The organism is Amycolatopsis sp. NPDC051903, assembly GCF_044452505.1.
In the GTDB taxonomy this organism is placed as follows: Bacteria; Actinomycetota; Actinomycetes; order Mycobacteriales; family Pseudonocardiaceae; genus Amycolatopsis.
Window position 1 is genome coordinate 25,653 of the sequence record NZ_JBITBT010000037.1, and the last position, 25,200, is coordinate 50,852.

A 25,200-nucleotide genomic window follows, 5' to 3' on the forward strand; every position below is an offset into this window, starting at 1 on the left:
TTCCGGTCAGATCAGCGGGCCCAGTTGTTGTCGCGCACAGCCAGACCTCCCTTCGCCCAGTGGCGTGCCGGTCGTACTCACTCACCAGTTGTTGTCGCGCATCGAGCCACTCCTCTCGGGTCGCAGTCGTCTTCCGGTCAGATCAGCGGGCCCAGTTGTTGTCGCGCACAGCCAGACCTCCCTTCGCCCAGTGGCGTGCCGGTCGTACTCACTCACCAGTTGTTGTCCTGCATCTCGGAAACCTCCTCTCACTCGCTGAAACCTCCGCAGGGCCGGATCACCAGTTGTTGTCGCGCACGGGTTCGCTCCTCTCGGGTCGCAGTGGTCAGCCGGTCGGATCAGCGGGTCCAGTTGTTGTCGCGCACGTCAGCCACCTCCTCTCCGGGCCGGGCCGGTGGGAACGCAGGGTCACCAGTTGTTGTCACACACAGTCGAACCTCCTTCCGTGACAGGGATTTACCGACCACGAAGGTCACCAGTTGTTGTCCTGCATCGCAGATACCTCCTCTCACTCACCGAAACCGCACGGACCAAGGAACTCGCGGGCACGCCGGCCCGTAACCCCAGCCGCACCAACGACTCGGCGCACCGGTTGTTGTCTCGCCCAGCGGAACCTCCTCCCGAAGCAGCAGGGAAACCCTCGACCTCAGGTCGAGCTGAAGGGTCCAGACCAACCCGGATCGAGCACGGGATCCGCCGCAAGAAACCCACCACCAACCCGTCGCAGACGGTCGCGGACGCCGCGGCGACCGGGGATTATGCCGCGCCCGCGCGTCACCGAACGTGGTTGTCGCACGTCAGCAGCGGTGTGGCCGGAGACCGCGGAATCCCAGGTCCACTCGGGAATCACGGCGGGCCACCGCTACACACAGTGGTCACCTCCCCTCTGCGCCGTCCGGCCGCTGGGCTGTCCGGGCGAAATTCCCCGGCCGACTCCCAGAGTCCGGACGACGGGCGGCACACGGCGCGCCTCGTCGTTTACGGTAGAAGCCAACCGGGTGAGGTGAAGAGTGCGCGGACGAGCAAACCGGTCTGCCGGATGGTTCACGGGCTGGCGCCTTTGGCGGTTGCCCCCCTACGTCCGCACTTATGTGCTCCTCGTCAACTTCGTGGCGGTCGCCGCGGCGCTGAGCACCGCGTGGCTGGTGCCGGTGCACCAGGTGGACCTGATCCGCTTCGGCGTGCTGGCCGTGTGCGCGGCCGTGGCCATCGAGGCCACGCGCCACATCGAGCGCCAGCGCGAGTACAACCGCGCGCCGACCGTCGCGTACGTCGACACGAAGGCCGTGTGGAGCATCGCGGCCGTCGTGGCGCTGCCCGCGGTGCTGGCCACGGCGATGGTCGTGTTCACCTACGCCGTCGCGTGGTGGCGGGTCTGGCCGCGGGAACGGCCGGTGCTCCCCCACCGCTGGATCTTCTCCGCCGCGACCGTCCTGTGCGGCACGCAGGCCGCGGTCGCCGTGCTGGCGCTCGGCATGCACCACTACCCCGGGGTGCCGGCCGCCGGTTTCCTGCCGGGCCTGACCGACCTGGTCGTCATCATCTTCGCGGCCGCCCTGCGCTGGGCCATCAACACGGCGCTGGTCATGGTCGCCATCGCGCTGTCGAGCCCGCCGCGGTCGCTGTCGGACCTGTTCGCCGGCTTCGGCGACCAGCTGCTGGAAGCGGGCGCGATCGGCCTCGGCCTGGTCACCGCCGCGCTGTTGCTGCTGGCCAACCCGCTGGTGCTGGTCGGCGTCGTCGTGGCGCTGGTGGCCCTGCACCGCGGCCTGCTGCTCGCCCAGTTCCAGCGCGACGCCCGCACGGACGTGACCACGGGCCTGGCCACCAAGCGCTGGTGGCGCACGCTGGCCGAGCAGTACCTCGAGCGCGCCCGCACCGGCAACGGCACCGTCGGCGTGCTCCTGCTCGACCTCGACCACTTCAAGGCCATCAACGACACCTACGGCCACCCCACCGGCGACCTGGTGCTGCGCGAGATCGCGATCGCCCTGCGCAGCGAGGTGCGGGAGCAGGACATCTGCGGGCGCTGGGGCGGCGAGGAGTTCGCGATCATCCTGCCGAACGTGCCGACCATGGAGCACCTGAGCCACCTCGCCGACCGCATCCGCCGGCGCATCCCGCAGGTCGTCGTCGCCCTGCCCGAGCGCGACACCGTGATCAGCGACCTGACGGTGTCCATCGGCTGCGCGATGTACCCGGCCGAGCACCTGAGCGGCGTCGACGACGTGCTCGTCGCCACCGACACCGCCCTGTACCGGGCGAAGCAGGCAGGACGCAACCGAGTGGAGCCCGCCACACACTGACGGACGTTCCGGACAACCCCGCCTTCTCGTTCCGACGCGCCTTCCCCGTCGTGCCACGATGGACGTGAGGGCCCCGCCGAGGCCCGCGAGGAGGTCCGAGTGCCCGACTGGGATGGCCGTGGGCTGCCGCCGGTCGCGCGGGCGCGCGTCGACCGGGCCGGTTCCTCCGGCCTGCGCACCTCGCTGCTGAGCGTCCCCGCGGCGGTCGGCGCGGAAGTCGCCGGATTCACCCCCGTGGGGGAGGTCATGGGGTGCGTCGTCGAGCGGCTCGGCTGGGTTTCCGGCTTCGGCGTCACCCCCAACCAGCAGGCCGTCATCTACGCCGACGCGCTGCGCCAGGGCTACCGCGTCGCGCTCGACCGCCTGCGGCTCGAGGCCGACGCCATCGGCGCCGACGGCGTCCTCGGCATCACCACGTCCGTGACCAGGCTCGACGAGAGCATGCAGGAGTTCGTCGCCCTCGGCACCGCCGTGCGGGCTGAGACGCGACAGCGGCCGGGGCACGTGTTCACCACGGAGCTGCCCGGGCAGGACGTCGGCAAGCTGATGCAGGCCGGCTGGGTGCCCGCGGGCGTCGCGATCGGCATCTCGGCACACACCACGTTCGACTACAACATGCAGTACCAGACCACGATGTGGGCCGGGAACGTCGAGGTCGACGCCCACACCCGGCTCGTCACCCAGGTGCGCGCCGACGCGCGCGCCCAGTTCCACAAGTCGGTGCAGGCCATCGGCGCCGACGGCGCGATCGTGTCGAGGATGGCGCTCGACACCTGGCAGCTCGGTGAGGTGGCCGTGGCGGGGGTGTCGAGCGTGTTCGGCACCGCCATCGCGCGCTTCCACCGCGGGCGGGTCGCACCCACGTCCGCGCTCACCATCCTGCCGCTGAACCGGATGAAGGAGGCCCAGTGACCACCACGGACCCCGCCGCGCAGCACATCCCCGAGGATGCGATGCGCCGGCTCGCCGAGATGCGGCCGGGACAAACGACGAGCCTGTTCACCTCCGACCTGAGCGTGAACGAGTTCCTGCTCGTGCGCGAAGCCGGGTTCCGCCCGCTGGGGCTGGTGCTCGGGTCGAGCATCTACCACGTCGGGTTCCAGATGGGCCGCTGGAGCAAGAACCAGGAGATGGACCGGCTCTCGGCCGCGATGTACCACGCGCGCGAGCTCGCGATGACGCGCATGGAAGCCGAAGCGGACCTGCTCGGCGCCGACGGGATCGTCGCCGTGCGGCTGGAGATCGAGTTCAAGGAGTTCGGCAGCGACCTGGCGGAGTTCATCGCCGTCGGCACCGCCGTGAAGGCCGACGAACCCGGCGAGTGGCGCAACAACACCGGCAAGCCGTTCACCTCCGACCTGTCCGGCCAGGACTTCTGGACGCTCGTGCAGGCCGGGTACGCGCCGCTGGGCATGGTGATGGGCACGTGCGTCTACCACATCGCGCACCAGCGGTTCCGCCAGGCGATGAGCAACATCGGGCAGAACGTGGAGATCCCGCAGTACACCGAGGCCCTCTACGACGCGCGCGAGCTGGCGATGTCGCGCATGCAGGCCGAGGCCGAGCAACTGCACGCCGAGGGCATCGTGGGGGTGCAGCTGCTGTCACTGCCGCACCGCTGGGGCGGGCACACGACGGAGTTCTTCGCGATCGGCACCGCCGTGAAGCCGCTGCGCCCCGACCACCACATCACCAAGCCGCAGCTCGTGCTGCCGCTCACCGACTGATGGCCGGGTCAGAGCTCGGCCCGGCCGGCGAGTTCCACCTGCTGGTGGCCGCGCTGCGCGCCGACCGCACCGACGTCGAGTCCTACTCCCGCGTGCTGTCGGAGACGCTCGGTGACGCGCTGCCGCCGGGCATGGTCGAGATCGACCGGCGGCGCAGCTTCGCCGACCGCGTCGCCGGCCGGACGGGCCAGCCGGTCGAGGTGCGCGTGTCGACGCCGCACCAGCTGCTCGTGCTCACGGCCGCCCGGTCCGGCGGCGTGACGGCCGAGATCCGCCAGGTCGTCCGCGGCGTCGTCATCAGCCGCCGCGAGGCCGGGGTCGAGGAGTGGGTGACCGTGCTCGCCGAGGAGCTGCAGGCTCTGGCCTCGCGCGACGCGAAAGCCCGCGAAGCGCTGTCGCGGCTGCTGGGTGGTTGAACCGCCGACCCTTGACCTGCCCGGTATGCCCGGTTAGAACTCGAGAATGGACTGGACACTCGAGGTCGTCATCGTTCCCGTGTCCGATGTGGACCGCGCCAAGGCCTTCTACGCCGAACGCTGCGGTTTCCGCGTCGACCACGACACCGTCATCGGGCCCGGCAACCGCGTCGTGCAGCTGACCCCACCCGGCTCGGGCTGTTCGATCGTCATCGGCGAGGGGGTGGTGCCGCCCATGCCGCCCGGCTCGCTGAAAGGTCTGCAGCTCGTCGTCGCCGATCTGCCGCAGGCACGCGAAACCCTCGTGGCCGCCGGGGTCGACGTCAGCGAGATCCAGCTCCTCGGGCCCGACCCGGGTACGGGCCGGCCCGAGGACCTGGACAACATCGGGTTCATCCACTTCACCGACCCCGACGGCAACGCGTGGGCGGTGCAGCAGATCTCCGCGCGCGGGAAGGACTAGTCGACCAGGGCGCCGCAGCTGATGTTGGCCGTCGCGGCGGTCATGGTGCGGGCGCGGTCGGACGCGACGAACGCCGCGACGGCACCCACGTCGGCCAGCGTGGCGGCGCGGCCGAGCATCGTGGACTTCGCCAGTTCGGCGCCGAGCTGTTCAGCGGCGGGGAAGTCGGCCGGCAGGGTTTCGGGGACGCCGCCCGTCCGCAGCGTCACGGTGCGGACGCCGTAGCGGCCCAGCTCCGCGGCGAGCTGACGGCGCATGGCCTCCAGCGCGTGGAACGCCACCTGCAGGCCACCGACGGAGTGCTCGCGCACCGGGTCGCCGTCGCCGCCGAAGACGAGGATCACGCCGGAACCCTGGCGCTTCATGTGGCGGCCCGCGGCGCGCGCGGTGAGGAACGTGGTGCGCACGGCCGTGACGACGGGCTGTTCGTAGTCGGCCAGCGACATCTCCAGCAGCGGAGTGCCCTGCACGTCGCCGTGGGAGATGACGTTCACCGAGACGTCGAGGCTGCCGCCGGCGGCCGCCACGGCGTCGGCGTGCGCGTCGACGGCCTGCTCGTCGAGCGCGTCCAGCTCGGCGACGTCGGCTTGGCCACCGGCGGCGCGGATGTCGTCGGCGACCTTGTCCAGCTTGGCGCGGGTGCGGCCGGCGAGGAAGACGCGCGCGCCCTCTTCCGCGAACGCGCGCGCGATGGCGCCGCCGATCGCTCCGCCACCGCCGTAGACGACTGCGTTCTTTCCTGCGAGCAACATGGGCTCTCCCCTCGTCGGGTCACTGCCTTCACCCGTGCGTCGAACGAGAGAGCCGCCGATCGACAGCGGGCTCAGGCCACCGTGGCGGCGGGCACGATCGCGTGGCCGTGGCGCTCCTTGGCCTGCAGGTAGCGCGTGGTGTGCTCACCGGGGTGGTCGACGACCAGCCGCTCGGGCTTCACGATGATGCCCGCGGCCTCCAGCGCGGCGACCTTGGCCGGGTTGTTCGTCAGCAGCCGCACCCGTTCCAGCTGCAGCACGGACAACAGGCGCGCGGCGTGCTCGTACGTCCGCGTATCGGCCGGCACGTTCAGGTGCTCATAGCTCTCGAAGGTGTCGAGCCCGAGCAGCTGGCTGACCTCGTACCCGCGGGCCTTCACACCCAGCCCCGCGCCGCGGCCCTCCTGGTCGAGGTAGATCAGCACGCCGGAGCCCGCTTCGCGGATGAGCTCCAGCGATTTGTGCAGCTGCTCGCGGCAGTCGCAGTCGTTCGACTCGAAGATCTCGCCGTAGAGGCACCGGGAGTGCACGCGCACGAGGCAGTCGTCCGAGACGTCGCCGAACACAGCGGCGGCGGGCGGGTTCGGCCCGGGGACGTCATCGAGCACGTAGACGGTGAACGCACCGTCCGTACCGTGCAGCTCGTGCGTCCGCACGCCTTCAGAGGTCACGACTCGTACTCCAGGCTCTGTCGCTCCCGCGCCCGGTCGACCTGCAAGACATCAGGCGCCGAGTCGGTGAACTCTTCGATGGAAAGGGTGGCGGTCATTGCAGCAACGGCGTAATCCAGCGCTTTTTCAGTGAAGTCGCGACCTACGTCCAAGAGTTTTCGTATGAGCGCTGCCGAAAATCGTTCACGCGAAGCCGGGGTGTCGTTGAGCGGAACAGCGGGGGCTTCGATGTCCCGGCTCGAGGTGACTGTGCGGAGCCTACACCGGAAGTCTTCGACGACGCAGACCGCGTGGACGCCGAGGTTCAACAGCTGCTGAGCGACCGCGTCGACGTCGCCGGGACCGTTCGGATCGGACAGCAGCCGCCGCAGCTCCCACTCGCGGCCGACGACGTAGTCGACACCCCCGAGGTAGCGGTACACGGCTTGCGGAGTCGAGATCGGCGGCGAAGGTTGCAGCAGTACCAACGGTTTGTGACGCTGAGCGCCCGCCGTCGCGAGTGACCACTTCACGACCTCGACGGAGGGCTCGAACGTCACCAGAACTGCGTCGGCGCTCGCGAGCGCGTCCTGGATCGGGGGGCTGTGGAGATCCGCTATGGACAGTCCGACCTGCGTGTCGTTCATCCAGCCCACGTAACTGGCATCACCACTCTGGGTGACGAGCACGGCCGTGGTGGGAGTCTTCGCGCCGGGCGTTTCCTGCACGAGATCGGTCGGCAAGCCCGCTTCGTCGAGGTAGGAAACGATCGCGCGCGCGAGGTCGTCGCCACCGACCGACGCGATCAGCCGCGAATCGAGTTCCTGCCGGTGCAGCGCCACGGCGAGGTTGAGGCCCTTGCCGCCGGGGTGCCGGCGGAACGACCGCGCCTGCGTCGACCGGCCGGGGTTCGGCACGGAGTCGACGACCCACACGTGGTCCATCACCGCCCCGCCCACGACGACGACCGACTTGGCGTCCGCACGCCGGCGCCGGCCGGGCCGCGCGGGTGCGGCCTGCGGCGCGCCCGCGCACAGTTCGGCCAGCCGCTCGAGCGTTTGCGCCTCCTGCGAACCACGAAGGCTGCGCACGGACATCACCGGCGGCGCGGGGACGGCGTCGAGCAGCGCGTGGAGACGCGTCCAGTTGCGCGACAGGGCGGAGCGGCGCTCGCCGAGGTCGTCGGCGTAGAGGCCGGCCAGTTCCGGCGCGTCGCCGGCGCGTTCGCGCAGCACGCCGAGCGCGAGCACGGCGTCGGCGACGATCAGGTCGGTGGGCGACAGGTTCCGCACGGCGTCGGCGACCACGCGCACGATCGCCTCTTCCACGGGGGTGCCGGCGGAAACGACGGCTTGCACAGCGGGGAGCGCGACCAGCCGGCTGACATCGACCTCGGTCGAGCCGAGGCGTTCGACCGTGAGGCCGCTCCGCTTGCGCAACCCGAGGAAGGCGTTGAGGATGCCGTCGACCGTCGCCATCACCTCAGCGTATCCCCTCTCACGGCAATTGCCTCCCCTACCCCTGGCATTTGCATAAGGGCCGCGAAAGTCACCCCAATGCCGCATCGCTCACCGCGCGGAGCGGCACTTACCCGCCGGAAACCCGCGTGAAACTGGACCATTCGAGGTCCGTCCTCTCCCCGTTCGGCCGCCATCGGTGACCCGACGTCACGGCGCCGGGGAAAATTGGTCGGACCACAAGTGGCGACGTGGTTCAGGCAATTGACGCTCGACTCTGGCAAGTGTCATTCTGGCGCTGCTCATCGACGTTCGGGAGGTCGTCATGAAGCCCAGGTCCGCGAAGCCGGCACAACCGGCCCGACTGGTCGAAGTCCCCGCCTTTCCCATCATGCGGCGGGTTTCCACGAGAAGCACGCAGGCACGCCGCAGAGAGTACACCCGGGCGGCAATTGCCGTCGGAGGTCTGTCACTTCTCCTCACCGGGTGCGCGATCCCCGCCCGCAGCTTCACCCCGACCGGTGGCGACCGCGTGGTCGTGGTCGTCAGCGGCACGGCGAACGAGCCCAAGCCGTTCGCCACCGCCGCCACCCTCAAGATCCTCCGCGACGCCGCGAACAGCACCGACGCGTCCGCACAGGGCTCCGGGAAGAGCAGCGTCGCACTCGTGTCCGCGGCGGACGGCGGCGACGTGCCGTCGGTGCTCCTCACACCGCGGCGCGCGGACGGCGCCCTCGAGCACGGTCTGAACCGGCCGGCGCTGATCGACAAGAACGTGCAGCTGGCCGCCGACGTCATCGGCGCCACGGCCGCGCACCGCGCCGGGCTCGACCTGCTCGGCGGCATCGACCAGGCCGTGCGCGGGATCGACCCGGGCACGCTGGTCGTCGTCAGCTTCGGGTTGTCCACGGCCGGCGCGTTCGACCTGCGGCAGGTCGGCTGGAACGCCGACCCGGCCACGATCGCGAAGCAGCTCAAGACGGCCGGGCAGCTACCGCACCTCGGCGGCTGGCACGTGCTGTTCACCGGCCTCGGCGCCGTGGCGGGCGCGCAGCCGCCGCTGCCCACGCCCGCACGCGACAAGCTCGGCGCGTACTGGCGGGCCATCTGCCAGGCCGCCGGCGCGGCGTCGTGCGACGTCGACCAGTCGCGGGTGCCGGTGCGCCGGCCCGAGGCGACGATCGCGACACCCGCGGTGCCGGTGCCGGGTGTGGAGTCGGTGGTCGGCCCGAGCGGGCGGATCAGCACGACCGTCGCCGACAGCGCGCTCGGGTTCGCCGGCGATTCGGCGGACCTGTCCGCCGGGGCCCGCGACCTGCTGCGGTCGCTGGCCGAAAGCATCAGCGCGCGGCTGGCCGACCGGCCCGACGCGCCGGTGACGGTCCGCGGCTACGCGGCCGATCCGCCTGGCTCCACCGCGGCGGGCCGCCAGCAGCTCGCCGCGCTGCGGGCGCAGGCGGTGGCCGGGGCGCTCAAGGCGTCCGGTGTCACCAACCCCCTCGACGTCGCCGGGATCGGCACCCAGCCCGGCACGACGGCCGTCCTCGGCGGCCGGTTCGACGAACAGGCGGCGACCCGGATGCGCCGGGTCGAGATCACGTACTGAGGAGGCAAGGCTCATGACCAGCACCGATCAAACCCGTAACCTGCCCACGCCGCGGCCTCCCGCGGAACGGCGCATCGGCAGCACCACCGCCGCACAGGACCGGCTACTGGCCCGGATCCACGAACTGGGGTACCACACCGCGCGGGTCCTCGACGAGCACGTGGTCGGGCCGAACGGGCAGAACCTCACCGTGGCCGAGGCCCAGGCCAAGGCCGACCTGATCGACGACCTCATCGAGCTCGAGCAGGTGCGCGGCAGCCTGCGCCACCGCCGCGTCAACCGGCTGACGAGGGTGCTCACCCTGCTCGCGGTGACGATCGTCGACCTGCCGATCATGTTGTGGCTGGCCAGCTCCGTGTTCAACGTGGACTGGAGCGATCCGTGGGGCCTGCCGCTCGCGATCAGCGTGGTGATTTCGATCCTCGCCACGGGCGGCGCGGCGACCGCGCTGCACCACCTCGGGCACAACACGCGCCAGCACAAGAACCACCGCCGCCAGCTGGTCTGGCGGGACCTGTCGACGGGCGCGAAACTGAGCCTCGTCACGGTGGGACTGCTGGTGGCGCTGATGGGCGTGGTGATGTTCGTCCGCGTGTACACCGAGGGTGTCCTCAGTGGACTGTCGGACCTGGCCGTGCTGCTGGCGGTGCTCGTGGCACTCGTCATGGTGGTCTCGGCGACGCTCGTCTTCTGGACGGCCTTCCGCGACGGCTCCCTGGAGCAGGACGACCTGCGCCACTACAGCGAGACGGTCCGGCCGTACCTGCAGGCGAAGCGCCGCTACGAAGACGAGGCCCACGAGCTGCGCTGCCAGTACGACCTGCTGCGCGGGCGCAACGCCACCACCCCGGCCGACTGAGGACGGCGGTGTCCGCCACCCCCGGCGGACACCGCACGGCCCGCGGGCTCGAGAACCGAGCCGCGGGTTTTTTCACGTCCGGCGCGGGTTCAGGGCCGCGTGACACCCATCGGGTTGGGGATCGGCAGGCCGCCAGCATCGACGACGGCGCGGCTGAGCGGTTCGGCCAGTGCGAGCACGCGGTCGACGGCGTCCGGGCCGAGGGCGTCGAGCTGCTCGGCGGCCAAGTGGTCGGTCTGTTCCTCGACGTCGCGGCGGACTTCGGCCCCGCTGGGGGTGAGGGTGCCGTCGGCGGCGACCAGGCCGCGCGAGCGCAGGCTTTCCGAGGCCGCGGCCCATTCGTCGTCGGTCCAGCCGCGGGCCTTCTGCACGACCTCGCGCGTCGTGGCACCGGACGCGATGTGGGTGAGGGCGGCGTCCAGTCCGGAGAGGCCGGCGGAAACGGCGGCGAGCACGTGGCCGTCGCCGCGGTGTTCCCGCAGGGCGCAGGTCGCGAGCCACAGGCGGGCGAGCGGGCGGTCCGGCGGCGGCACGGCGGCCCAGGCGGCCGCGAGCGGACGGCCGTCGAAACGGCAGCCGGCGACGGCGCGTTCCAGCAACTCCACCAGCTCGAGCACCCCGTCGCCGCCCTGCTCCGGCGAGGGCAGCACCCGCGTCAATGCGGCTTCCACGGCGGCGATCCGCGTTCGCAGCACAGCTTCCGGACCGGCGAACGCCCAGGCGTCCGGCAGGGCCCGCGCGACCATCCGCGGCGCGAAACCGTAGAACATCGCCGTGACCGGGCCCGGACCGATCGGGCCCAGCGGCGCCGCGCGGCCCGCGAAGTAGCCCATCCACCAGCCGCGCAGGCCCACGGTCTTGGCGGCCTGCGCCGGCTCGGGCGCGAAGTAGACCACGGCGTGCACCGGCTCCAGCGCCGCCCAGAACCGCCTGGCCAGGCTCGCGTTCGGCTCCATGACCCCCAGCATGGCGCAGGCCCCTCCACCCGGCGAGTGGAGGGGCCTGCGGCGAAGCGGACGATCAGGCGAGCTCGAGCCCGTAGGACTGCAGCTCGAGGGTCAGCGGGTAGAAGTAGCTGGTCTGGGTGTCGCCACCGGAGAGGGTGCCGAGGCCCTTCGAGCCGTCGTAGGCCGGGCCGCCCGAGTCGCCGTGGTCGGTGTGGGCGGTGGTGCCGAACTCGTGGTTGAGCACGCCCACGTCGAAGTTCACGGACTCGTCGACCGAGGTGACCTCGCCGCTGCCGCCACCGGTGGTCTGGCCCTGCTTCTGCATCTGCTCACCGACGGTCGGCGTGCCGGCGCTGGTGATCTCCTGGCCGGTGTTGATCGCACCGTCACCCGACCCGTTCGGCCGGGTCAGCAGACCGGAGTCCGCACCGGGGCAGTCGCTCTCGACGATCTGGGCGCCTGAGACGTCGCCGCCCGACCAGGTGCCGCCCTCGTTGGTGCAGTGGCCGGCGGTGAGCATCATCGGCTCGCCGCCCTTGGTCACGTTGAAGCCCAGCGAGCAGATGACCTGGTTGTTGGTGATCGAGTCGCCGTCGGCGATGTAGGTCGCCAGCTTGCCGGAGCGGTGCTCGACGCGGGCCGCGTCGCCCAGCTTCGCGGCGGCCGCGGTGACCTTGTCGGCGGTCGCCTTCGACGCCGCGTCGTAGATCTTCACGACGACCTGGTTGTTCTTGGTGTCGATGCCCCACGCGGTCTGGGGCACGTTCTTCACGGCGTCCATGCTGTTCTTGGCGTTGGTCAGCGCCGCGAAGCTGTGCTTCACCAGCTTGGTGGCGTACCCGGCGGCCTCGGCCTTCTGCTCCGCGACCGCGTCGGTGACGTTGACGACGGCCTTGCCGCGGTCGAGGTAGATACCGCCGTTCGACAGGCCGAGGCTGTCGGCCACCTGCGTGGCCTGGGTGATGGCCTGCGCCTGCATCTGGGCGAAAGCCAGCGGGCTGGCCGACGCGGCGTTGACGCAGAGGCCGGCGGTGAGCGCTGCCGCGGAGAACACGGTGAAGCCCGCGGCGAACGTTTTCCGGGAAGTCATCGAATTTCCTCCAGGGGTGCTGGATGGATCCTGCGCGAGCGGCTCGCGCAAACCACGGTGGGACTCCCTCACTATTTGTTGCCGGGCAACCAACGCACCACCGACGAAGGTTGGTTAATAACCAAGTCAATCCGGCAAATCAGACCGCGCACGACCGTTCGGCCGATGTCCATTACGCCGAACAGCCGCACCCGTGCACCGGTCGTCGGCATGACGTACCCACTCACCCCCGGGCGGCAATCGCGGAACGTGGCTTCCGGTTAAGGTCCGCGGGTGCCCGACACCGAACTCACCAGCGTGTTCACCGTGGCGGCGGCGCCGGCTGACGTCGCCGCGCACCTCGCGGAACCCGCGAACTACGTGGGGTTGTCCCCGCTCGTCGTGGCAGTGCGCGACGTCGTGCGCGAAGCGGGGCTCACGCGCTACACCGCCGTGGAGCGGTTCCGCTTCCTCGGGTTCCTGCGCCACGACAACCGGATCGCCGTGACGATCCGCACCACCGGTTCGACGGCGGTGCACGGCGAGGTCGTCTCCCCCGGCGGCGTGCGCATGGGCTACCGGTTCGACCTCGAGCCCGACGGCGGCGGCACGCGCGTCACCGACACGCTGCGGCTGCACGCACCGCCGGGCCTGTTGCGCTTCGCGGCGTCACAAGCCCGCGCGGTGCAACTCGCCCGCGCGGGTGTGCTCGCCGACCGGCTCGGGTGAGTCCACAACGGACTCCCGGGTGAAACATCACTGCGCGGCGGAAGTGCCTTCCGGCCACCGCACGTGGTCCTCGTACCCGGTGTGCTTGCGCAGGTACGCCGCGATGAACGGGCACACCGGCACGATCACACCACCGCGCGCCACGACGTCGTCGAGCGCGTGCTGCGCCAGCGTCGTGCCGAGCCCGCGGCCGCCGAACGCCTTGTCGATCTCGGTGTGCGTGAACACCGTCTGGTCACCGCGCGAGAGGTACTGCGTGAAGCCGGCCAGCTGCCCGTCCGCGTAGACCTCGTAGCGGTGCTTCTCGTCGTTGCGGACCACGCGGGTCTCGTCGCTCATTCGTCTCTCCTCGAAGTCGGGGCATGCGAGTCAACGCCGCCAACACTGCCGTACTTCCCACCGCGCGGCTCGCGCCCGTTCACGGATGTCGGCTTGATCTTCACCGAAGACTGACGGTCCGGCGCCCGGGATCGACCCTGGGGTGATCCGGGCTGGGCTGCCCGGGCGACCCGCCGGGCGCGTTCGAGTGGAAGGCCGTGGCGAGTCTTTCGGGCCCACCGTGGTTTTTGGTTGCCTCACGGGGTCGGTGACCACGACTGGGAAGGCCAGGGCCGCGCTGTGCAGCCGTTCGTTCTGCCCGAGTTCTACATGCCCTACCCGGCCCGGCTGAACCCGCACCTGGAGGGCGCGCGGGACCACAGCAAGGCGTGGGCGCACACCATGGACATGATCGACGTCCCCCAGCACGGCACGGTGATCTGGGACGAGCACGACTTCGATTCCCACGACTACGCGCTGCTGTGCGCCTACACCCACCCGGACGCCGGCGCGACGGAGCTCGACCTCATCACCGACTGGTACGTCTGGGTGTTCTACTTCGACGACCACTTCCTCGAGCTGTTCAAGCGCACCGGCGACATCGACAGCGCCCGCGGCTACCTCGACCGGCTCGCGCTGTTCATGCCGGTGACCGGCGAGATCGTGGAAACCCCCGAGAACCCGGTCGAGCGCGGGCTCGAGGACCTGTGGAACCGCACGGTGCCCCACCGTTCCGAAGGCTGGCGGCGGCGGTTCGTGGAAAGCACCCGCAACCTGCTCGACGAATCGCTGTGGGAGCTCGCGAACATCAACGAGGGCCGCGTCGCCAACCCCATCGAGTACATCGAGATGCGCCGCAAGGTCGGTGGCGCACCGTGGTCGGCGAACCTCATCGAGCACTCCGTGCACGCCGAGGTGCCCGACGCCATCGCCGCGGCGCGCCCGATGGAGGTGCTGCGCGACTGCTTCGCCGACGCCGTGCACCTGCGCAACGACCTGTTCTCCTACCAGCGCGAGGTGGAGGACGAGGGCGAGCTGTCCAACGGGGTGCTCGTGTTCGAGAAGTTCCTCGGCTGCACCACGCAGGAAGCCGCCGACGCCGTCAACGACCTGCTCACCTCCCGGCTGCACCAGTTCGAGCACACGGCGCTCACCGAGGTGCCGGCGCTGTTCGACGAGCACGGCGTCGACCCGGCCGGCCGCGCCGAGACGTTCGCGTACGTGAAGGGGTTGCAGGACTGGCAATCCGGCGGCCACGAGTGGCACTTGCGGTCGAGCCGGTACATGAACGAAGGCGCGCTGAGCAAGCGCGACCCTGAGCTGCCTGGCGGCCCGACGGGATTGGGGACGTCGGCGGCGCGGATCTTCTCGTCGCTGGTGTCGACCGCGCCGCAGCGGTTGCGCAGTTTCTCGCACCGGCCCTACGAGGTGGTCGGGCCGATCGAGTGGCCCGACCTCCACCTGCCGTTCGACCTGCGCTTGAGCTCGCACCTCGCCGGGGCGCGCGAGAACGTCGTCGACTGGTGCCGGGCCATGGGCATCCTCGACGGCGTGGTGTGGGACGAGCGCAAGCTGCGCGCCATCGACCTGCCGCTGTGCGCCGCCGGCATCCACCCGGACGCTTCGGCCGGCGAACTCGACCTCACGAGCGCGTGGCTGGCCTGGGGCACCTACGGCGACGACTACTACCCCGTGGTCTTCGGCGCACCGCGCAACCTGCCGGCCGCCAAGGTCACCACCGAGCGCTTCAAGCTCTTCCTGCCCTTGGACGACGAGCCGATGCCGCCGCCGGAGAGCCCGCTGGAGGCCGGCCTGGCCGATCTCTGGCACCGCACCGCCGGGCCGATGGACGGAGAAGCGCGGGTGGCGTTGCGCAAGTCCGTGGTGGACATGTGCGAGAGCTGGCTGTGGGAGCTGGCGAACCAAGCGGAGAACCGGATCCCCGACCCGATCGACTACGTCGAGATGCGCCGCAAGACCTTCGGTTCGGACCTGACGATGAGCCTGTCCCGGCTCTCCCACGGCCGGCTGGTGCCGCCCGAGCTCTACCGGACGCGCACGATCCAGGCGATCGAGCACTCGGCCATGGACTACGCGTGCCTGCTCAACGACGTCTACTCCTACCGCAAGGAAATCCAGTACGAGGGCGAGCTGCACAACGCCGTGCTGGTGGTGCGCAACTTCCTCGACGTCGGCGAGCAGGCGGCGTTCGACGTCGTCGCCGACCTCATGGCGGCGCGCCTGAAGGAGTTCGAGCACGCCGTCGACGTCGGCCTGCCCGGGCTCTTCGAGGACTACTCGCCGGCGGACGAGGTCCGGGCCGCGCTCACGGCGTACGCCGACGAACTGAAGGACTGGCTGGCCGGGATCCTCAACTGGCACGAGAACTGCGCGCGCTACACCGAGGAGGAGATCCGGCGGCGGCCCGGGGTGCCGGAGCCCGCGCGGCCGGTCGACTTCGGCCCGACTGGGATCGGGACGGAGGCGTTGCGGATCTCCGCGATCCTGCCCGCCGTGCGGTAACTCCCGAGCCCGGGAACGTTGTGCAACCACCCTGCCCGGGCCGGGCCTCGACAGGGTGCATCCGGCCACGCTTGCGGGCGTTTCGGACGACAGCGGGTGATACTCGGTGACGTGAGAGGCTTGAACCTGCACTTCCTCGGCCACGCGACGACGCGGGTGGAACTCGGCGGCCGGGTGGTGCTGACCGACCCGGTGCTCACGAAGCGGGTGGGCCCGCTGACCCGAGTGGCGCCACTGCCGGACCCGGCGACGTGGCGGGGAGCCGACGTCGTCCTGGTGTCCCACCTGCACGGTGATCACCTGCACCTGCCGTCGCTGCGGCTGCTGGGCGACGCCGAGCTCGTGGTGCCGAAGGGCTCGGCGGGCTGGCTGCGCGAACGCGGGTTCACGAACCTCACCGAGCTCGAGCCGGGTGGGACGATCGTCGACGGCGACCTGCGCATCACCGCGACCGAGGCCGTCCACTCCGGGCACCGCTGGGGCCCGCGGCTCACGCACGGGCCGCAGAGCCCGGCGCTCGGCCACCTGCTCGAGGCGGGCGACTCCCGGGTGTACTCCGCGGGCGACACCGACCTGTTCGACGGCATGGCGGAGCTCGGGCCGGTCGACGTCGCCCTGCTGCCGGTGTGGGGCTGGGGACCGAACCTGGGCCCGGGGCACCTCACCCCGGAACGCGCCGCGGACGCCGCCGGGCTGCTGAAGGCCGCGGCCGTGGTGCCGGTGCACTGGGGGACCCTCGCCGTCCCGGGCATCCACCTGACGCCCCGGATGCGCAAGCTGCTGGTCGAACCACCGGAGCTCTTCGCCGAGCGGGTCCGCGCGCTGGGCCTGCCGACGGACGTGCTGCTGACCCGGCCGGGCGCGGCGGTCGCGCTGCCCGCGGCCGAGGAACGGGCGTGAACTGGGCGGACCCGTCGGCGATCGGCTACCCGGCGCTGTTCGGCGGAGTTCTGCTGGGCTCGGTCATCCCGATCGTGCCGACGGGAGCGCTGGTGGGCGCGGCCGCGGCGGTCGCCACCACGACGGACCACCTCTCGCTCCCGATCGTCATCCTGCTGGCGATCGCCGGCGCCTACCTCGGCGACGTGCTGACGTTCGCCGTGCCGCGCATGGGCAGTGAAGCCCTGCTGCGCTGGGTCGAGCGGCGTCAGCAAGCCGAGCGCCTCGCGAAGGGCCGCGAGCAGTTCGCCCGGCGCGGGTGGCAGCTCGTGGTGATCGGACGGCTCGTGCCGGCCGGGCGCATCCCGGTGCTGCTGGCGGCCGGGACGCTGGGGTACCCGTGGCGCAAGCTGCTGCCCGCCGGGCTCGTGGCCTGCGTGTTGTGGGCCGTTGCCTATTCTCTGCTCGGCATCCTCAGCGGCGGGATCTTCGACTCGCCGCTGATCGCCTCGCTGCTCGCCACCGTGCTGGTGCTGCTGGTCACCGTGCTGCTGACGGTGATCAGCAAGCTGCGGACGCGGGCCGCGGAACGAACGGGAGGACATCAGTGACGACACCCGCCCCGGGGAAGGGCCGCCTGCTGGGCGGCGGCCGGGTCATCGCCCGCGTGGTCCTCGTCTGGGCCGCCGTGACGGGCGTGCTGCGCCTGCTCGACCTGTGGCTCGACGGGTTCTCGATGGCTTCGTGGTGGCAGCCGACGGTGTGCGCGCTGATCCTCGGCCTGCTCACGTCCGTGGTGTGGCCGCTGGTCGTGCGCGTGGCCTGGCCGATCGCGTACTTCACGCTCGGCGTCGGCACGTATCTCTTCCTGGGCGCGGCGACGCTGGCGATCCTGCAGGCCGTGCCGGGCGTCGAACTGCACAGCTTCAGCTCGGCGGTCGTGATCACCGTGGTGATGTCCGCCGTGGGCGCGGTGATCTCGAGTGCGCTCGCCGTGGACGAGGACGAGATCTTCTTCCGCCGCGCGGCCCGCCGCCGGCGCCGGCACGCGCCCGGCACCGACCTCGCCGAGGAACCGCCCGGGGTGATCTTCCTGCAGATCGACGGGCTGGGTTACGACACCGTGCGCCGCGCCGTGCGCGACGGGGACATGCCGACGTTCGCCGCCTGGCTGAACGAGGGCACCCACTCGCTCACGCGCTGGCACACCGACTGGAGTTCGCAGACCGGCGCGAGCGTGTGCGGGATCCTGCACGGGTCGAACCACGACATCCTCGGCTTCCGCTGGTACGAGAAGGACCGCGACCACGTGATGGCGTGCGCGCACCCGAGCGACGCGGCCGAGATCGAACGCCGCCACACCGACGGGCGCGGCCTGCTCGCCGGCGACGGCGCCAGCCACGGCAACCTGTTCTCCGGCGACGCCGAGCACGTGAGCCTCACGATGAGCTCCATCCCGGTCCTGGTGCCGCGCAAGGTCCGCGGCCCGAGCCACGACCGCGTCGGCGCCGGGTACCGCGCGTACTTCGCGAACCCCGTGAACGTGCTGCGGACGTTCGGCGTCGCGCTCGTGGACGTGCTCCGGGAGATCTCGGCTTCCGTGCGGCAGCGCCGCGCGGGCGTGGTGCCGCGGATCCCGCGCGGCGGCATCTACCCGCTCGCGCGCCCCGGCACCACGGTGATCGCGCGCGACGTCGTCGTCTCCGCGATCATCGGCGACATGCTCGCGGGCCGGCCCGTGGTCTACGCCGATTTCCTCGGTTACGACGAGGTCGCCCACCACTCCGGCATCGAGCGCTTCGACACGCTCGAGGTGCTGCGCTCGATCGACCAGCAGTTCGCGCGGCTGCTGCGCGCGAGCCGGCTGGCGCCGCGGCGCTACCACGTCGTCGGGCTGTCCGACCACGGCCAGACGCAGGGCCAGGCGTTCGTCGACCGCTTCGGCGAGACGATGGAAGCGCTGGTCGGGCGGCTGTGCGGCGGTTCGCCCGTCGCGGAGCACGGCAAGCGCCGGCAGGCCGAGAGCTGGCAGGTCAACGCCGCGCTCGCCGAGGCGACCACGACCGGCGGCCTGATCGCGCGGCGGCTGCGCGCCCGCGTCGAGGACGCCGAATGCGCCGGCAACCGGCCGCGCACCACCAGCGGGTCACCCGGCGAGGTCACGCGCGTGGCGCCCGGCGTCGTCTGCGTGGTGTCCGGGCACCTGGCGATGGTGTCGTTCACCGAGCACGAGGGGCGCGTGAACCTCGAGACGATCGAACGCGAGTACCCCGACTTGCTGCCGACGCTCGTCGACCACGACGGCGTGGGTTTCATGCTCGTGCACAGCTCCGAGTTCGGGCCCGTGGTGCTCGGCCGCGACGGGCTCAAGCGGCTGGCGACCGGCGTCGTGATCGGCGAGGACCCGCTGACGGAGTACGGCCCGTACGCCGACGAGCTGATCAAGCGCGTCGACGCGTTCCCGCACTGCGCGGACATCATGATCAACAGCCGGTACGACCCGGAGTCGGACCAGTCGTCGCCGTTCGAACGGCACGTCGGGTCCCACGGCGCGCTCGGCGGGCCGCAGCAGCGCGGCTTCATCCTGTACCCGCGTGAGCTGCCGGCGCCGGGTGAGCCCGTCGGCGCGGAAGCCGTGCACCACGTGTTCCGCGACTGGCTGACGTTCCTGGGCCACCCGGAACCCGGTGGCGTGCACGAAGAAACCCCGGCGCTCACCGAGGTGACGGAAACTTCGGAGGTGGCTTCGTGAACCCGGTGGTCTACGGCGCGAGCTGGTGCCCCGACGTGAAGCGCAGCCGCGCGCTGCTCGACTCCGCGGGCGTCGAGTACGACTACGTGGACGTCGAGGCCGATCCCGAAGCGGAGAAGCTGGTGCGGGCGCTGCAGGACGGCGCGCGGCGCATCCCGACCATCGTGTTCGCCGACGGCTCGCACCTCGTGGAGCCCAGCGACGAAGAACTGTCGGCCCGGCTGTGACCCCGCTCGAGCAGATTCCGCTGGGCACGCGCGTCGTCGTCCGGTACCGGGTCGAGGGCGGGTTCACCGACGCGCTGGGTCCGCTGCGCGATCGCGACGCCACCACGTGCACGGTGGAGACCAAGCGCGGGCTCGTGGTGGTGCCTCTCGACGCCGTGGTGGCGGCGAAGCCCGTGCCACCCCCGCCGGCTCGCCGCGCGCCGAAATCGGGTGGCCCGCCGCCCGCGGACCTGTGACGATCGGGGCGTGGCACGCTCCTTCGACGACCTGGTGACCGAAGCCGCGACGGTTTCCGTGGCGGGCTGGGACTTCTCGTGGCTCGACGGCCGCGCGACGGAACAACGCCCGTCGTGGGGCTACCAGCGCCTGATCGGCGAACGGCTCGCCCGCGTCGAGTCCGCTGTGGACATCCAGACCGGTGGGGGTGAGGTGCTCGCGGGCGTACCCGTGCTGCCGCCGCTGACCGTAGCGACCGAATCGTGGCCGCCCAACCTGGCCAAGGCGAGCGCGCTGCTGCACCCGCGCGGCGCGACCGTGGTCGCCGACACCGACGAACCACCCCTGCCGTTCCGGCCGGGGTCGTTCGAGCTGGTCCTGAGCCGACACCCGGTGAAGGCGTGGTGGGCGGAGATCGCGCGCGTGCTGCGCCCCGGCGGCACGTACTTGTCGCAGCAGGTCGGGCCGGCGAGCGTGTTCGAACTCGTCGAGTACTTCCTGGGGCCGCAGCCCGCCGACGTGCGCGAGAGCCGGCACCCCGACCACGCGCGGGCCGGCGCCGAACGCGCCGGACTGGCGGTCGTGGACCTGCGGTTCGAGAAGCTGCGCACGGAGTTCTTCGACATCGGGGCCGTGATCTACTTCCTGCGCAAGGTGATCTGGCTGGTCCCCGGCTTCACCGTCGAGGAGTACCTGCCGCAGCTGCGGGCCCTGCACGAACAGTTGCAGCGCGGCCCGTTCGTCGCCACGACCACGCGGTTCCTGATCGAGGCCCGCAAACCCTGACTCAGCCCGCCCGCGCGATCGCGGTTTCGATGCCGTCGAGCAGCAGCTCCAGCCCGGCTTCGAGGCTGAGCCGCGCTTCGCGTTCGAGGTAGGGCTCGGTGCCGTCCGGATCGGGCAGCTGGGTCTGGTCCTCGCCGAGGCGGCCGACGAGCGGGTAGCGCTCGGTCAGATCGGGCACGAGCTCGCCCAGCACGGCCGCGCGCGAAAACCACCAGTCCTCTTCGGACCGGCCGGTTTCCCGTGCCGCCTGGCGGGATTCGGCCGCGATCTGCACCGAACCGCGCACGGTGGTGAGCAGTGCGCCGACGAGCCAGCGCACCCGCGCGACCGGCAGGCCCGTGGCGAACAGGACGCGCAGCACCAGTTGCTGCAGGCGGAACTCGCCCGGCCCGAGCACCGGGCGCGCGTAGGACACCTGCAGCAGCCACGGGTGGCGCAGGTGGAATTCCCACAGCTCCCGGGCGAGCTCGACGACGGCCGGACGCCAGCCGGCGGACAGGTCGTGGTCGTCGCGCAGCTCGGTGAGCGCGTGGTCGTACATGAGGTCGATGAGTTCGGTCTTGCCGGGCACGTACGTGTAGAGCGCCATCGCGGTGCGGCCCAGCCGCTCCCCCACGGCCCGCATGGACAGCGCGCCCATGCCCTCGACGTCCGCGATCGCGACGGCGGCGGCCACGATCTCGTCGACGCTCAGCCCCTGTTTCGGCCCCGGCGCCGGCTTCTGCAGCCGCTGTGGCGCGACGTCCTTGCGCCACAACAGCTCGAGCGACCGGCGCGGGTCACCCTGCCCGGCGAACACGACCACGGGAAACCCCCTCGGACGACGACTCCTTACAGCATAAGGGAGCCGTTGTCCGGGGTCAGAAGCCCAGCGCGGTGACCGTGAGCACGTACTTGCCCTGCAGCAGTTCGCCGCGCATCTCCGGCGAGATCGCGTGCGTCGTCGCCGTGTAAGTGCCCGGCGAAGCGGTCTGCACGGCGTACACGAAGTTGCTCACACTCGGGTCGACCACGAGGCTGACGGTGGGCGTGAGCGTCGGCGCGAAGCCGTTGACCGAGCGCACGTAGGTGAAGATCGAGTGCACCACGGCGCCGGCCGCGGCGGGGTCCGCGGAGCAGCCCGTGGCGGGCGCGGCGGGGAGGCCGGCGGTGGCGTCGTTGAACGCCGTGGCCACCGGGTTGGCCGTCGCGTTGGGGTTGGTGCCCATGCCGGCGACGATCGCCCCGACGCGGGTGTCCAGCGCCTGCGCGACCTCGCCGACCGCGGCGCAGCGCAGCGGCGACGGCGGGATCGGCGCGGTGGACGCCGCGGCGGGCACGGCGGCCGCGGCGAGCAGGGCGGGCGCGGCCAGCGCCACGAGCACGGAACGGCGGAGCGACACGGGTTTTCCCTTCCCCGGCTGACCAGGACGAGTCACCCTAGCCAGCGCCGCACCGGCCCCGACATTCCCCGGTCGGGCGTCACACCACCGTGTGGCGCCCGGCCGGCTTCAGCACGAATGATCCACAGTGGACTCAGTCCGTCAGCTCGATCGCCAGCGCCGGGCAGATCTGCGCCGCCTCGCGCACCTGCGCGTGCACCTCCTCCGGCGGGTTCTCGTCCAGCAGCACGACGATGCCGTCGTCCTCACGCTGGTCGAACACGTCCGGAGCCGCGAGCACGCACTGCCCCGCCCCGACGCACCGGTCCTGGTCGATGACCACCTTCACGGTCTGCCGTCCTCTCGTTCACCAGGTCACGGGGAGCGAGTGGACCCCGTAGACCAGCATGTCGTTCTTGAAGTTGAGTTCGTCCAGCGGAACCGCGAGCTTCAGGGTCGGGATCCGCCGGTAGAGCGTGCTGTAGACCACCTGCAGCTCGACCCGGGCGAGCGGCTGGCCGAGGCACTGGTGCACGCCGTAGCCGAACGCCACGTGGTGGCGGGCCTTGCGCGTGACGTCGAGCTTGTCCGGGTCGGGGAACGCTTCGGCGTCGCGGTTGGCGGCGTCGGACGCGGCGATCACGCCTTCGCCCTTGCGGATGTGCTGCCCCGCGACCTCCAGGTCCTCCAGCGCAACGCGCCGGCGTCCGGTGTGGACGATCGTGAGGTAGCGCAGCAGCTCCTCCACGGCGTTGGCGATCAGCGCCGGGTCGCCCTCGCGCACGAGGTCGAGCTGGTCCGGGTGTTCCAGCAGCGCCACGGTGCCGAGCGCGATCATGTTGGCCGTGGTCTCGTGGCCGGCCACCAGCAGCAATTGCCCCATCGACGCGACCTCGTCGGCCGTCATGGTCCCCTGCGCGACCTGTCCGGTGGCCAGGCGGCTGAGCACGTCGTCACCCGGGTCGGTCAGCTTCTTCTCGACCAGCCCGCGCAGGTAGGCCAGCAGCTCCTCGACGGCATCGAGCGATTGCTGCGGCGTGGCCTCCTTGGAGATGAGGACCTTGCTGACGCGGTGGAAGAACGCGCGGTCGGCGTAGGGCACCCCGAGCAGCTCGCAGATCACCAGCGACGGCAACGGCAGCGCGAAGGCGTCCACGAGGTTCGCCGGTTTGGGCCCGGCCAGCATCTCGTCGATCAGCTCGTCGACGATGTGCTGGATGCGCGGGCGCAGGCGTTCGACCTTCTTGACCATGAAGTCGGCGGTCAGCAGGCGCCGCTGGGTGGCGTGCTCGGGGTCGTCCATGCCGATGAACGACGTGGCGCGCTTGCGGCGCGCGGCGATGCCGGGCGACTGTGGCGGGTAGCCGGGCCGCCCGGGGTCCGCGCTGACGCGGGGATCGCGCAGCAGCGCGCGGACGTCTTCGTAACGCGTGAACAGCCAGGGTTCACTGCCGTCCCAGATCTTCGTCCGGGACACGGGTTCCTCGGCCAGCCGCCGTTCGAGCTCGGGCGGCGGGTCGAACGGGCAGCGCCCCCGCGCCATCGGGTACTCGGGCTCGACGACGTCCGGCGCGGCCTCCGCGGACAGAGCCTCCGACATCGGCTTCCTCCTACACAGAGTTACCAAACGAATGTTCGGATACTTACCGAACACATGTTAGGCAATCTGGTGGAGAGTTGGCCAACATCCGTGCACAAGATCACCGGGACGGCCGAGACCAGGCGGGTGGAAACGGGAGAAAACGCCCGCGCGTCAGGCGAAAACGAGCGAAACGAGCTCGTCGACGAACGGCACGACCGTGGCCGCGCCACCTCGTTCGGGCGAGTTGTGGAACAGCGCGACCCGGCCGTGGGCGCCGACGAACGCGATCACGCCGGCGCGTTCGGCGGGCACGCGCAGCGTGATCCCGGCGGCGGCGCAGCGCGCGAACCCTTCGCGCAGCAACTCGATCAGGTCGGGCAGCGGGCCTTGCGGGTACGCCTCGGGCGTGGGCCGGGTGGAGCCGTTGGCCATCATCAGCCGGTAGTGGCCCGGGTTCTCCATCGCGAAGTGGCAGTAGGCGTGGATGAGCGCGCGCACGCGGCCGACGGCGTCTTCGGGATCTTCGCTCGCTTCGGCGGCTTCCATCCCGGCGCGCAGGCGGGCGAATTCGTAGTCGAGCAACCCCTTGACGAGCGCGGCGCGGTCGGTGAAGTGCTGGTAGATGCTCGCGGGCGCGATCCCGACCGCGCGGGCGACGCCGCGGATCGTCAGGCCGTCTTCACCACCGAGCTCGGACAGCAGCCGGCTGGCCGCGTCGAGGATCTCCCCGCGCAGCCGATCGCCCTCGCCCCACCTGTTTCGCGTACGCCCGGCGTTGACCTGGACCTCTTCCGGCACGTGCCCATTCTTACCGCTTGACCTGCCCGGGTGTCGGGCGACCCGCCACGTTTCGTCGACGACCCGTCATCTGAGGTTCACCCCGACACGGGGGACAGATCGATATTTTTTTCCCGGTGGACGAGCAGGAGTGGCTGGACGACTTCCAGCGGCGGGTGGCCGACATGCGCGCGAAGAGCATGGTGCTGCAAGAAAAACTCGGCGCGGCCGAGGGCAAGGCGCGCTCTTCGGACGGGCTGGTGTCGGTGACCGTCACCCCCAACGGCGCGCTCAAGGACCTGCACATCGACGACCGGGCGCTGCGCTCGTCCGGCGGTGCTCAGCTCACCGCCGCGATCATGGAGACCTACGGCAAGGCGCAGCGGCAGGTGTCGCGCGAAGTCGCCGACGCGCTCGAGCCGCTCGCGGGCGGCACGGAGATGATGAGCGTGGTCCGGTCCTTCCTGCCGGAGGCGGAGGACGAGCCGGAGGAGCAGGACGCGCCGCGGCAGCCGGGAGAGCCCGAGGACGACGAGCGTCCGCAGCCCGGACGCCCGGTTCCGCCCGCCGGTGCGGTTCCGCCGGCGCCGCCGCGCGTTCCCCCTGTGCCACCGCGGGTTCCGCCTGTGCCGCCGGCACCGCCGGCGCCGCCTCGGATGCCGCCCGCGCCGCCGCAGTCCGGTCCGCCCGCCGCCGCTCCGCCGCAGCCGCCGGGACGCCCTTCGGGCCCGCACCGGCGCCGCGTGGACGGCGACGACGACGAGATGCAGCCCTGGTGACGGCCCGGGCGAGGGAGAA

General features: G+C 71.2%; 27 protein-coding genes. 16 read left to right on the forward strand and 11 right to left on the reverse strand.

All coding sequences use genetic code 11. The features are described from left to right. The first annotated feature begins 1,067 nt into the window (after positions 1–1,067). From ACIA77_RS42315 to ACIA77_RS42335, 5 genes are all read left to right on the forward strand, one after another. Positions 1,068–2,306 carry a diguanylate cyclase gene (locus ACIA77_RS42315; RefSeq protein ID WP_395891794.1) on the forward strand — a complete coding sequence of 413 codons (1,239 nt, stop codon included), beginning with the start codon at positions 1,068–1,070 and terminating at the stop codon, positions 2,304–2,306. A 99-nt stretch (positions 2,307–2,405) separates the two neighbouring features. Further along, the gene (locus ACIA77_RS42320) at positions 2,406–3,218 is read left to right on the forward strand and encodes a heavy metal-binding domain-containing protein (protein WP_395891795.1); all 813 of its coding nucleotides are present in this window, start codon (positions 2,406–2,408) and stop codon (positions 3,216–3,218) included. Next, positions 3,215–4,033 (forward strand): heavy metal-binding domain-containing protein, encoded by an 819-nt coding sequence (locus ACIA77_RS42325; protein WP_395891796.1) that lies wholly within the window; start codon positions 3,215–3,217, stop codon positions 4,031–4,033. The genes ACIA77_RS42320 and ACIA77_RS42325 overlap by 4 nt, the downstream gene beginning before the upstream one ends. Continuing rightward, positions 4,033–4,449 (forward strand): hypothetical protein, encoded by a 417-nt coding sequence (locus ACIA77_RS42330; protein WP_395891797.1) that lies wholly within the window; start codon positions 4,033–4,035, stop codon positions 4,447–4,449. The genes ACIA77_RS42325 and ACIA77_RS42330 overlap by 1 nt, the downstream gene beginning before the upstream one ends. Positions 4,450–4,495: 46 nt before the next feature. Continuing rightward, complete coding sequence (locus ACIA77_RS42335; protein ID WP_395891798.1) at positions 4,496–4,912, forward strand: VOC family protein; 417 nt, start codon at positions 4,496–4,498, stop codon at positions 4,910–4,912. On the opposite strand, the gene ACIA77_RS42340 is transcribed toward ACIA77_RS42335, so the two are convergent. The 3 genes from ACIA77_RS42340 to ACIA77_RS42350 form a co-directional block, all read right to left on the reverse strand. Beyond that, positions 4,909–5,664, reverse strand: a complete 756-nt coding sequence (locus ACIA77_RS42340) for an SDR family NAD(P)-dependent oxidoreductase (protein ID WP_395891799.1) — start codon at positions 5,662–5,664, stop codon at positions 4,909–4,911. The two genes, ACIA77_RS42335 and ACIA77_RS42340, sit on opposite strands and share 4 nt — an antisense overlap. A gap of 71 nt (positions 5,665–5,735) precedes the next feature. Continuing rightward, positions 5,736–6,335 (reverse strand): GTP cyclohydrolase II, encoded by a 600-nt coding sequence (locus ACIA77_RS42345; RefSeq protein WP_395891800.1) that lies wholly within the window; start codon positions 6,333–6,335, stop codon positions 5,736–5,738. Next, entirely contained in the window at positions 6,332–7,792 is a 1,461-nt protein-coding gene (locus ACIA77_RS42350) for a carbohydrate kinase family protein (RefSeq protein WP_395891801.1), read from the reverse strand. The genes ACIA77_RS42345 and ACIA77_RS42350 overlap by 4 nt, the downstream gene beginning before the upstream one ends. A 511-nt stretch (positions 7,793–8,303) precedes the next feature. Between ACIA77_RS42350 and ACIA77_RS42355 the strand changes: the two genes are divergently transcribed. Both ACIA77_RS42355 and ACIA77_RS42360 read left to right on the forward strand, forming a co-directional pair. Next, positions 8,304–9,377, forward strand: a complete 1,074-nt coding sequence (locus ACIA77_RS42355; RefSeq protein ID WP_395891802.1) for an OmpA family protein — start codon at positions 8,304–8,306, stop codon at positions 9,375–9,377. 13 nt (positions 9,378–9,390) lie between these two features. Beyond that, positions 9,391–10,236, forward strand: a complete 846-nt coding sequence (locus tag ACIA77_RS42360; RefSeq protein ID WP_395891803.1) for a hypothetical protein — start codon at positions 9,391–9,393, stop codon at positions 10,234–10,236. A gap of 89 nt (positions 10,237–10,325) precedes the next feature. Here ACIA77_RS42360 and ACIA77_RS42365 read toward each other — a convergent pair whose 3' ends face one another. Together ACIA77_RS42365 and ACIA77_RS42370 are read right to left on the reverse strand one after the other, a co-directional pair. After that, the gene (locus ACIA77_RS42365) at positions 10,326–11,192 is read right to left on the reverse strand and encodes a hypothetical protein (protein ID WP_395891804.1); all 867 of its coding nucleotides are present in this window, start codon (positions 11,190–11,192) and stop codon (positions 10,326–10,328) included. A gap of 64 nt (positions 11,193–11,256) precedes the next feature. Next, positions 11,257–12,273 (reverse strand): S1 family peptidase, encoded by a 1,017-nt coding sequence (locus ACIA77_RS42370; RefSeq protein ID WP_395891805.1) that lies wholly within the window; start codon positions 12,271–12,273, stop codon positions 11,257–11,259. A gap of 273 nt (positions 12,274–12,546) precedes the next feature. On the opposite strand from ACIA77_RS42370, the gene ACIA77_RS42375 reads away from it, so the two are divergent. Then, positions 12,547–12,981, forward strand: coding sequence for an SRPBCC family protein (locus tag ACIA77_RS42375; RefSeq protein ID WP_395891806.1), 435 nt, complete (start codon positions 12,547–12,549; stop codon positions 12,979–12,981). Positions 12,982–13,008: 27 nt separating this feature from the next. On the opposite strand, the gene ACIA77_RS42380 is transcribed toward ACIA77_RS42375, so the two are convergent. Next, on the reverse strand, positions 13,009–13,320 hold the full coding sequence (locus ACIA77_RS42380) for a GNAT family N-acetyltransferase (RefSeq protein WP_395891807.1): 312 nt from the start codon (positions 13,318–13,320) through the stop codon (positions 13,009–13,011). Between the two features lie 279 nt (positions 13,321–13,599). Here ACIA77_RS42380 and ACIA77_RS42385 point away from each other — a divergent pair, with 279 nt between their 5' ends. The 7 genes from ACIA77_RS42385 to ACIA77_RS42415 all read left to right on the forward strand — a co-directional run bounded on the left by ACIA77_RS42385 (position 13,600) and on the right by ACIA77_RS42415 (position 20,682). Beyond that, positions 13,600–15,822 (forward strand): germacradienol/geosmin synthase, encoded by a 2,223-nt coding sequence (locus ACIA77_RS42385; protein ID WP_395891808.1) that lies wholly within the window; start codon positions 13,600–13,602, stop codon positions 15,820–15,822. A 111-nt stretch (positions 15,823–15,933) separates the two neighbouring features. Continuing rightward, positions 15,934–16,722 carry an MBL fold metallo-hydrolase gene (locus ACIA77_RS42390; RefSeq protein WP_395891809.1) on the forward strand — a complete coding sequence of 263 codons (789 nt, stop codon included), beginning with the start codon at positions 15,934–15,936 and terminating at the stop codon, positions 16,720–16,722. Continuing rightward, positions 16,719–17,312, forward strand: coding sequence for a DedA family protein (locus ACIA77_RS42395; protein ID WP_395891810.1), 594 nt, complete (start codon positions 16,719–16,721; stop codon positions 17,310–17,312). The genes ACIA77_RS42390 and ACIA77_RS42395 overlap by 4 nt, the downstream gene beginning before the upstream one ends. Then, a complete protein-coding gene (locus ACIA77_RS42400) occupies positions 17,309–19,453 on the forward strand; it encodes a phage holin family protein (protein WP_395891811.1) in 2,145 nt (714 codons plus the stop codon). Before ACIA77_RS42395 ends, ACIA77_RS42400 begins: the two co-directional genes overlap by 4 nt. Continuing rightward, positions 19,450–19,680 (forward strand): glutaredoxin family protein, encoded by a 231-nt coding sequence (locus tag ACIA77_RS42405; RefSeq protein WP_395891812.1) that lies wholly within the window; start codon positions 19,450–19,452, stop codon positions 19,678–19,680. Before ACIA77_RS42400 ends, ACIA77_RS42405 begins: the two co-directional genes overlap by 4 nt. After that, entirely contained in the window at positions 19,677–19,916 is a 240-nt protein-coding gene (locus ACIA77_RS42410) for a ferrous iron transport protein A (protein WP_395891813.1), read from the forward strand. Before ACIA77_RS42405 ends, ACIA77_RS42410 begins: the two co-directional genes overlap by 4 nt. Before the next feature lie 10 nt (positions 19,917–19,926). Then, complete coding sequence (locus ACIA77_RS42415) at positions 19,927–20,682, forward strand: class I SAM-dependent methyltransferase (protein ID WP_395891814.1); 756 nt, start codon at positions 19,927–19,929, stop codon at positions 20,680–20,682. Position 20,683: 1 nt separating this feature from the next. On the opposite strand, the gene ACIA77_RS42420 is transcribed toward ACIA77_RS42415, so the two are convergent. The 5 genes from ACIA77_RS42420 to ACIA77_RS42440 all read right to left on the reverse strand — a co-directional run bounded on the left by ACIA77_RS42420 (position 20,684) and on the right by ACIA77_RS42440 (position 24,423). Next, on the reverse strand, positions 20,684–21,487 hold the full coding sequence (locus ACIA77_RS42420) for a TetR/AcrR family transcriptional regulator C-terminal domain-containing protein (protein WP_395891815.1): 804 nt from the start codon (positions 21,485–21,487) through the stop codon (positions 20,684–20,686). Between the two features lie 55 nt (positions 21,488–21,542). Beyond that, positions 21,543–22,064, reverse strand: a complete 522-nt coding sequence (locus tag ACIA77_RS42425; protein WP_395891816.1) for a hypothetical protein — start codon at positions 22,062–22,064, stop codon at positions 21,543–21,545. Between the two features lie 133 nt (positions 22,065–22,197). Beyond that, positions 22,198–22,392: a ferredoxin gene (locus ACIA77_RS42430; RefSeq protein ID WP_395891817.1), complete on the reverse strand. Its 195-nt coding sequence runs from the start codon at positions 22,390–22,392 to the stop codon at positions 22,198–22,200. Positions 22,393–22,410: 18 nt separating this feature from the next. Further along, the gene (locus ACIA77_RS42435; RefSeq protein WP_395891818.1) at positions 22,411–23,643 is read right to left on the reverse strand and encodes a cytochrome P450; all 1,233 of its coding nucleotides are present in this window, start codon (positions 23,641–23,643) and stop codon (positions 22,411–22,413) included. Positions 23,644–23,796: 153 nt separating this feature from the next. Further along, the gene (locus ACIA77_RS42440) at positions 23,797–24,423 is read right to left on the reverse strand and encodes a TetR/AcrR family transcriptional regulator (protein ID WP_395891819.1); all 627 of its coding nucleotides are present in this window, start codon (positions 24,421–24,423) and stop codon (positions 23,797–23,799) included. 116 nt (positions 24,424–24,539) lie between these two features. Here ACIA77_RS42440 and ACIA77_RS42445 point away from each other — a divergent pair, with 116 nt between their 5' ends. Then, a complete protein-coding gene (locus ACIA77_RS42445) occupies positions 24,540–25,181 on the forward strand; it encodes a YbaB/EbfC family nucleoid-associated protein (protein WP_395891820.1) in 642 nt (213 codons plus the stop codon). Positions 25,182–25,200 lie beyond the last annotated feature (19 nt).

Excerpts from the sequence above, each read along its gene's own strand:
- ACIA77_RS42350 (WP_395891801.1), bottom strand. The coding sequence starts at position 7,792 with ATGGCGACGGTCGACGGCATCCTCAACGCCTTCCTCGGGTTGCGCAAG.
- ACIA77_RS42340 (WP_395891799.1), bottom strand. The coding sequence starts at position 5,664 with ATGTTGCTCGCAGGAAAGAACGCAGTCGTCTACGGCGGTGGCGGAGCG.
- ACIA77_RS42435 (WP_395891818.1), bottom strand. The coding sequence starts at position 23,643 with ATGTCGGAGGCTCTGTCCGCGGAGGCCGCGCCGGACGTCGTCGAGCCC.
- ACIA77_RS42365 (WP_395891804.1), bottom strand. The coding sequence starts at position 11,192 with ATGGAGCCGAACGCGAGCCTGGCCAGGCGGTTCTGGGCGGCGCTGGAG.
- ACIA77_RS42360 (WP_395891803.1), top strand. The coding sequence starts at position 9,391 with ATGACCAGCACCGATCAAACCCGTAACCTGCCCACGCCGCGGCCTCCC.
- ACIA77_RS42380 (WP_395891807.1), bottom strand. The coding sequence starts at position 13,320 with ATGAGCGACGAGACCCGCGTGGTCCGCAACGACGAGAAGCACCGCTAC.
- ACIA77_RS42370 (WP_395891805.1), bottom strand. The coding sequence starts at position 12,273 with ATGACTTCCCGGAAAACGTTCGCCGCGGGCTTCACCGTGTTCTCCGCG.
- ACIA77_RS42330 (WP_395891797.1), top strand. The coding sequence starts at position 4,033 with ATGGCCGGGTCAGAGCTCGGCCCGGCCGGCGAGTTCCACCTGCTGGTG.
- ACIA77_RS42335 (WP_395891798.1), top strand. The coding sequence starts at position 4,496 with ATGGACTGGACACTCGAGGTCGTCATCGTTCCCGTGTCCGATGTGGAC.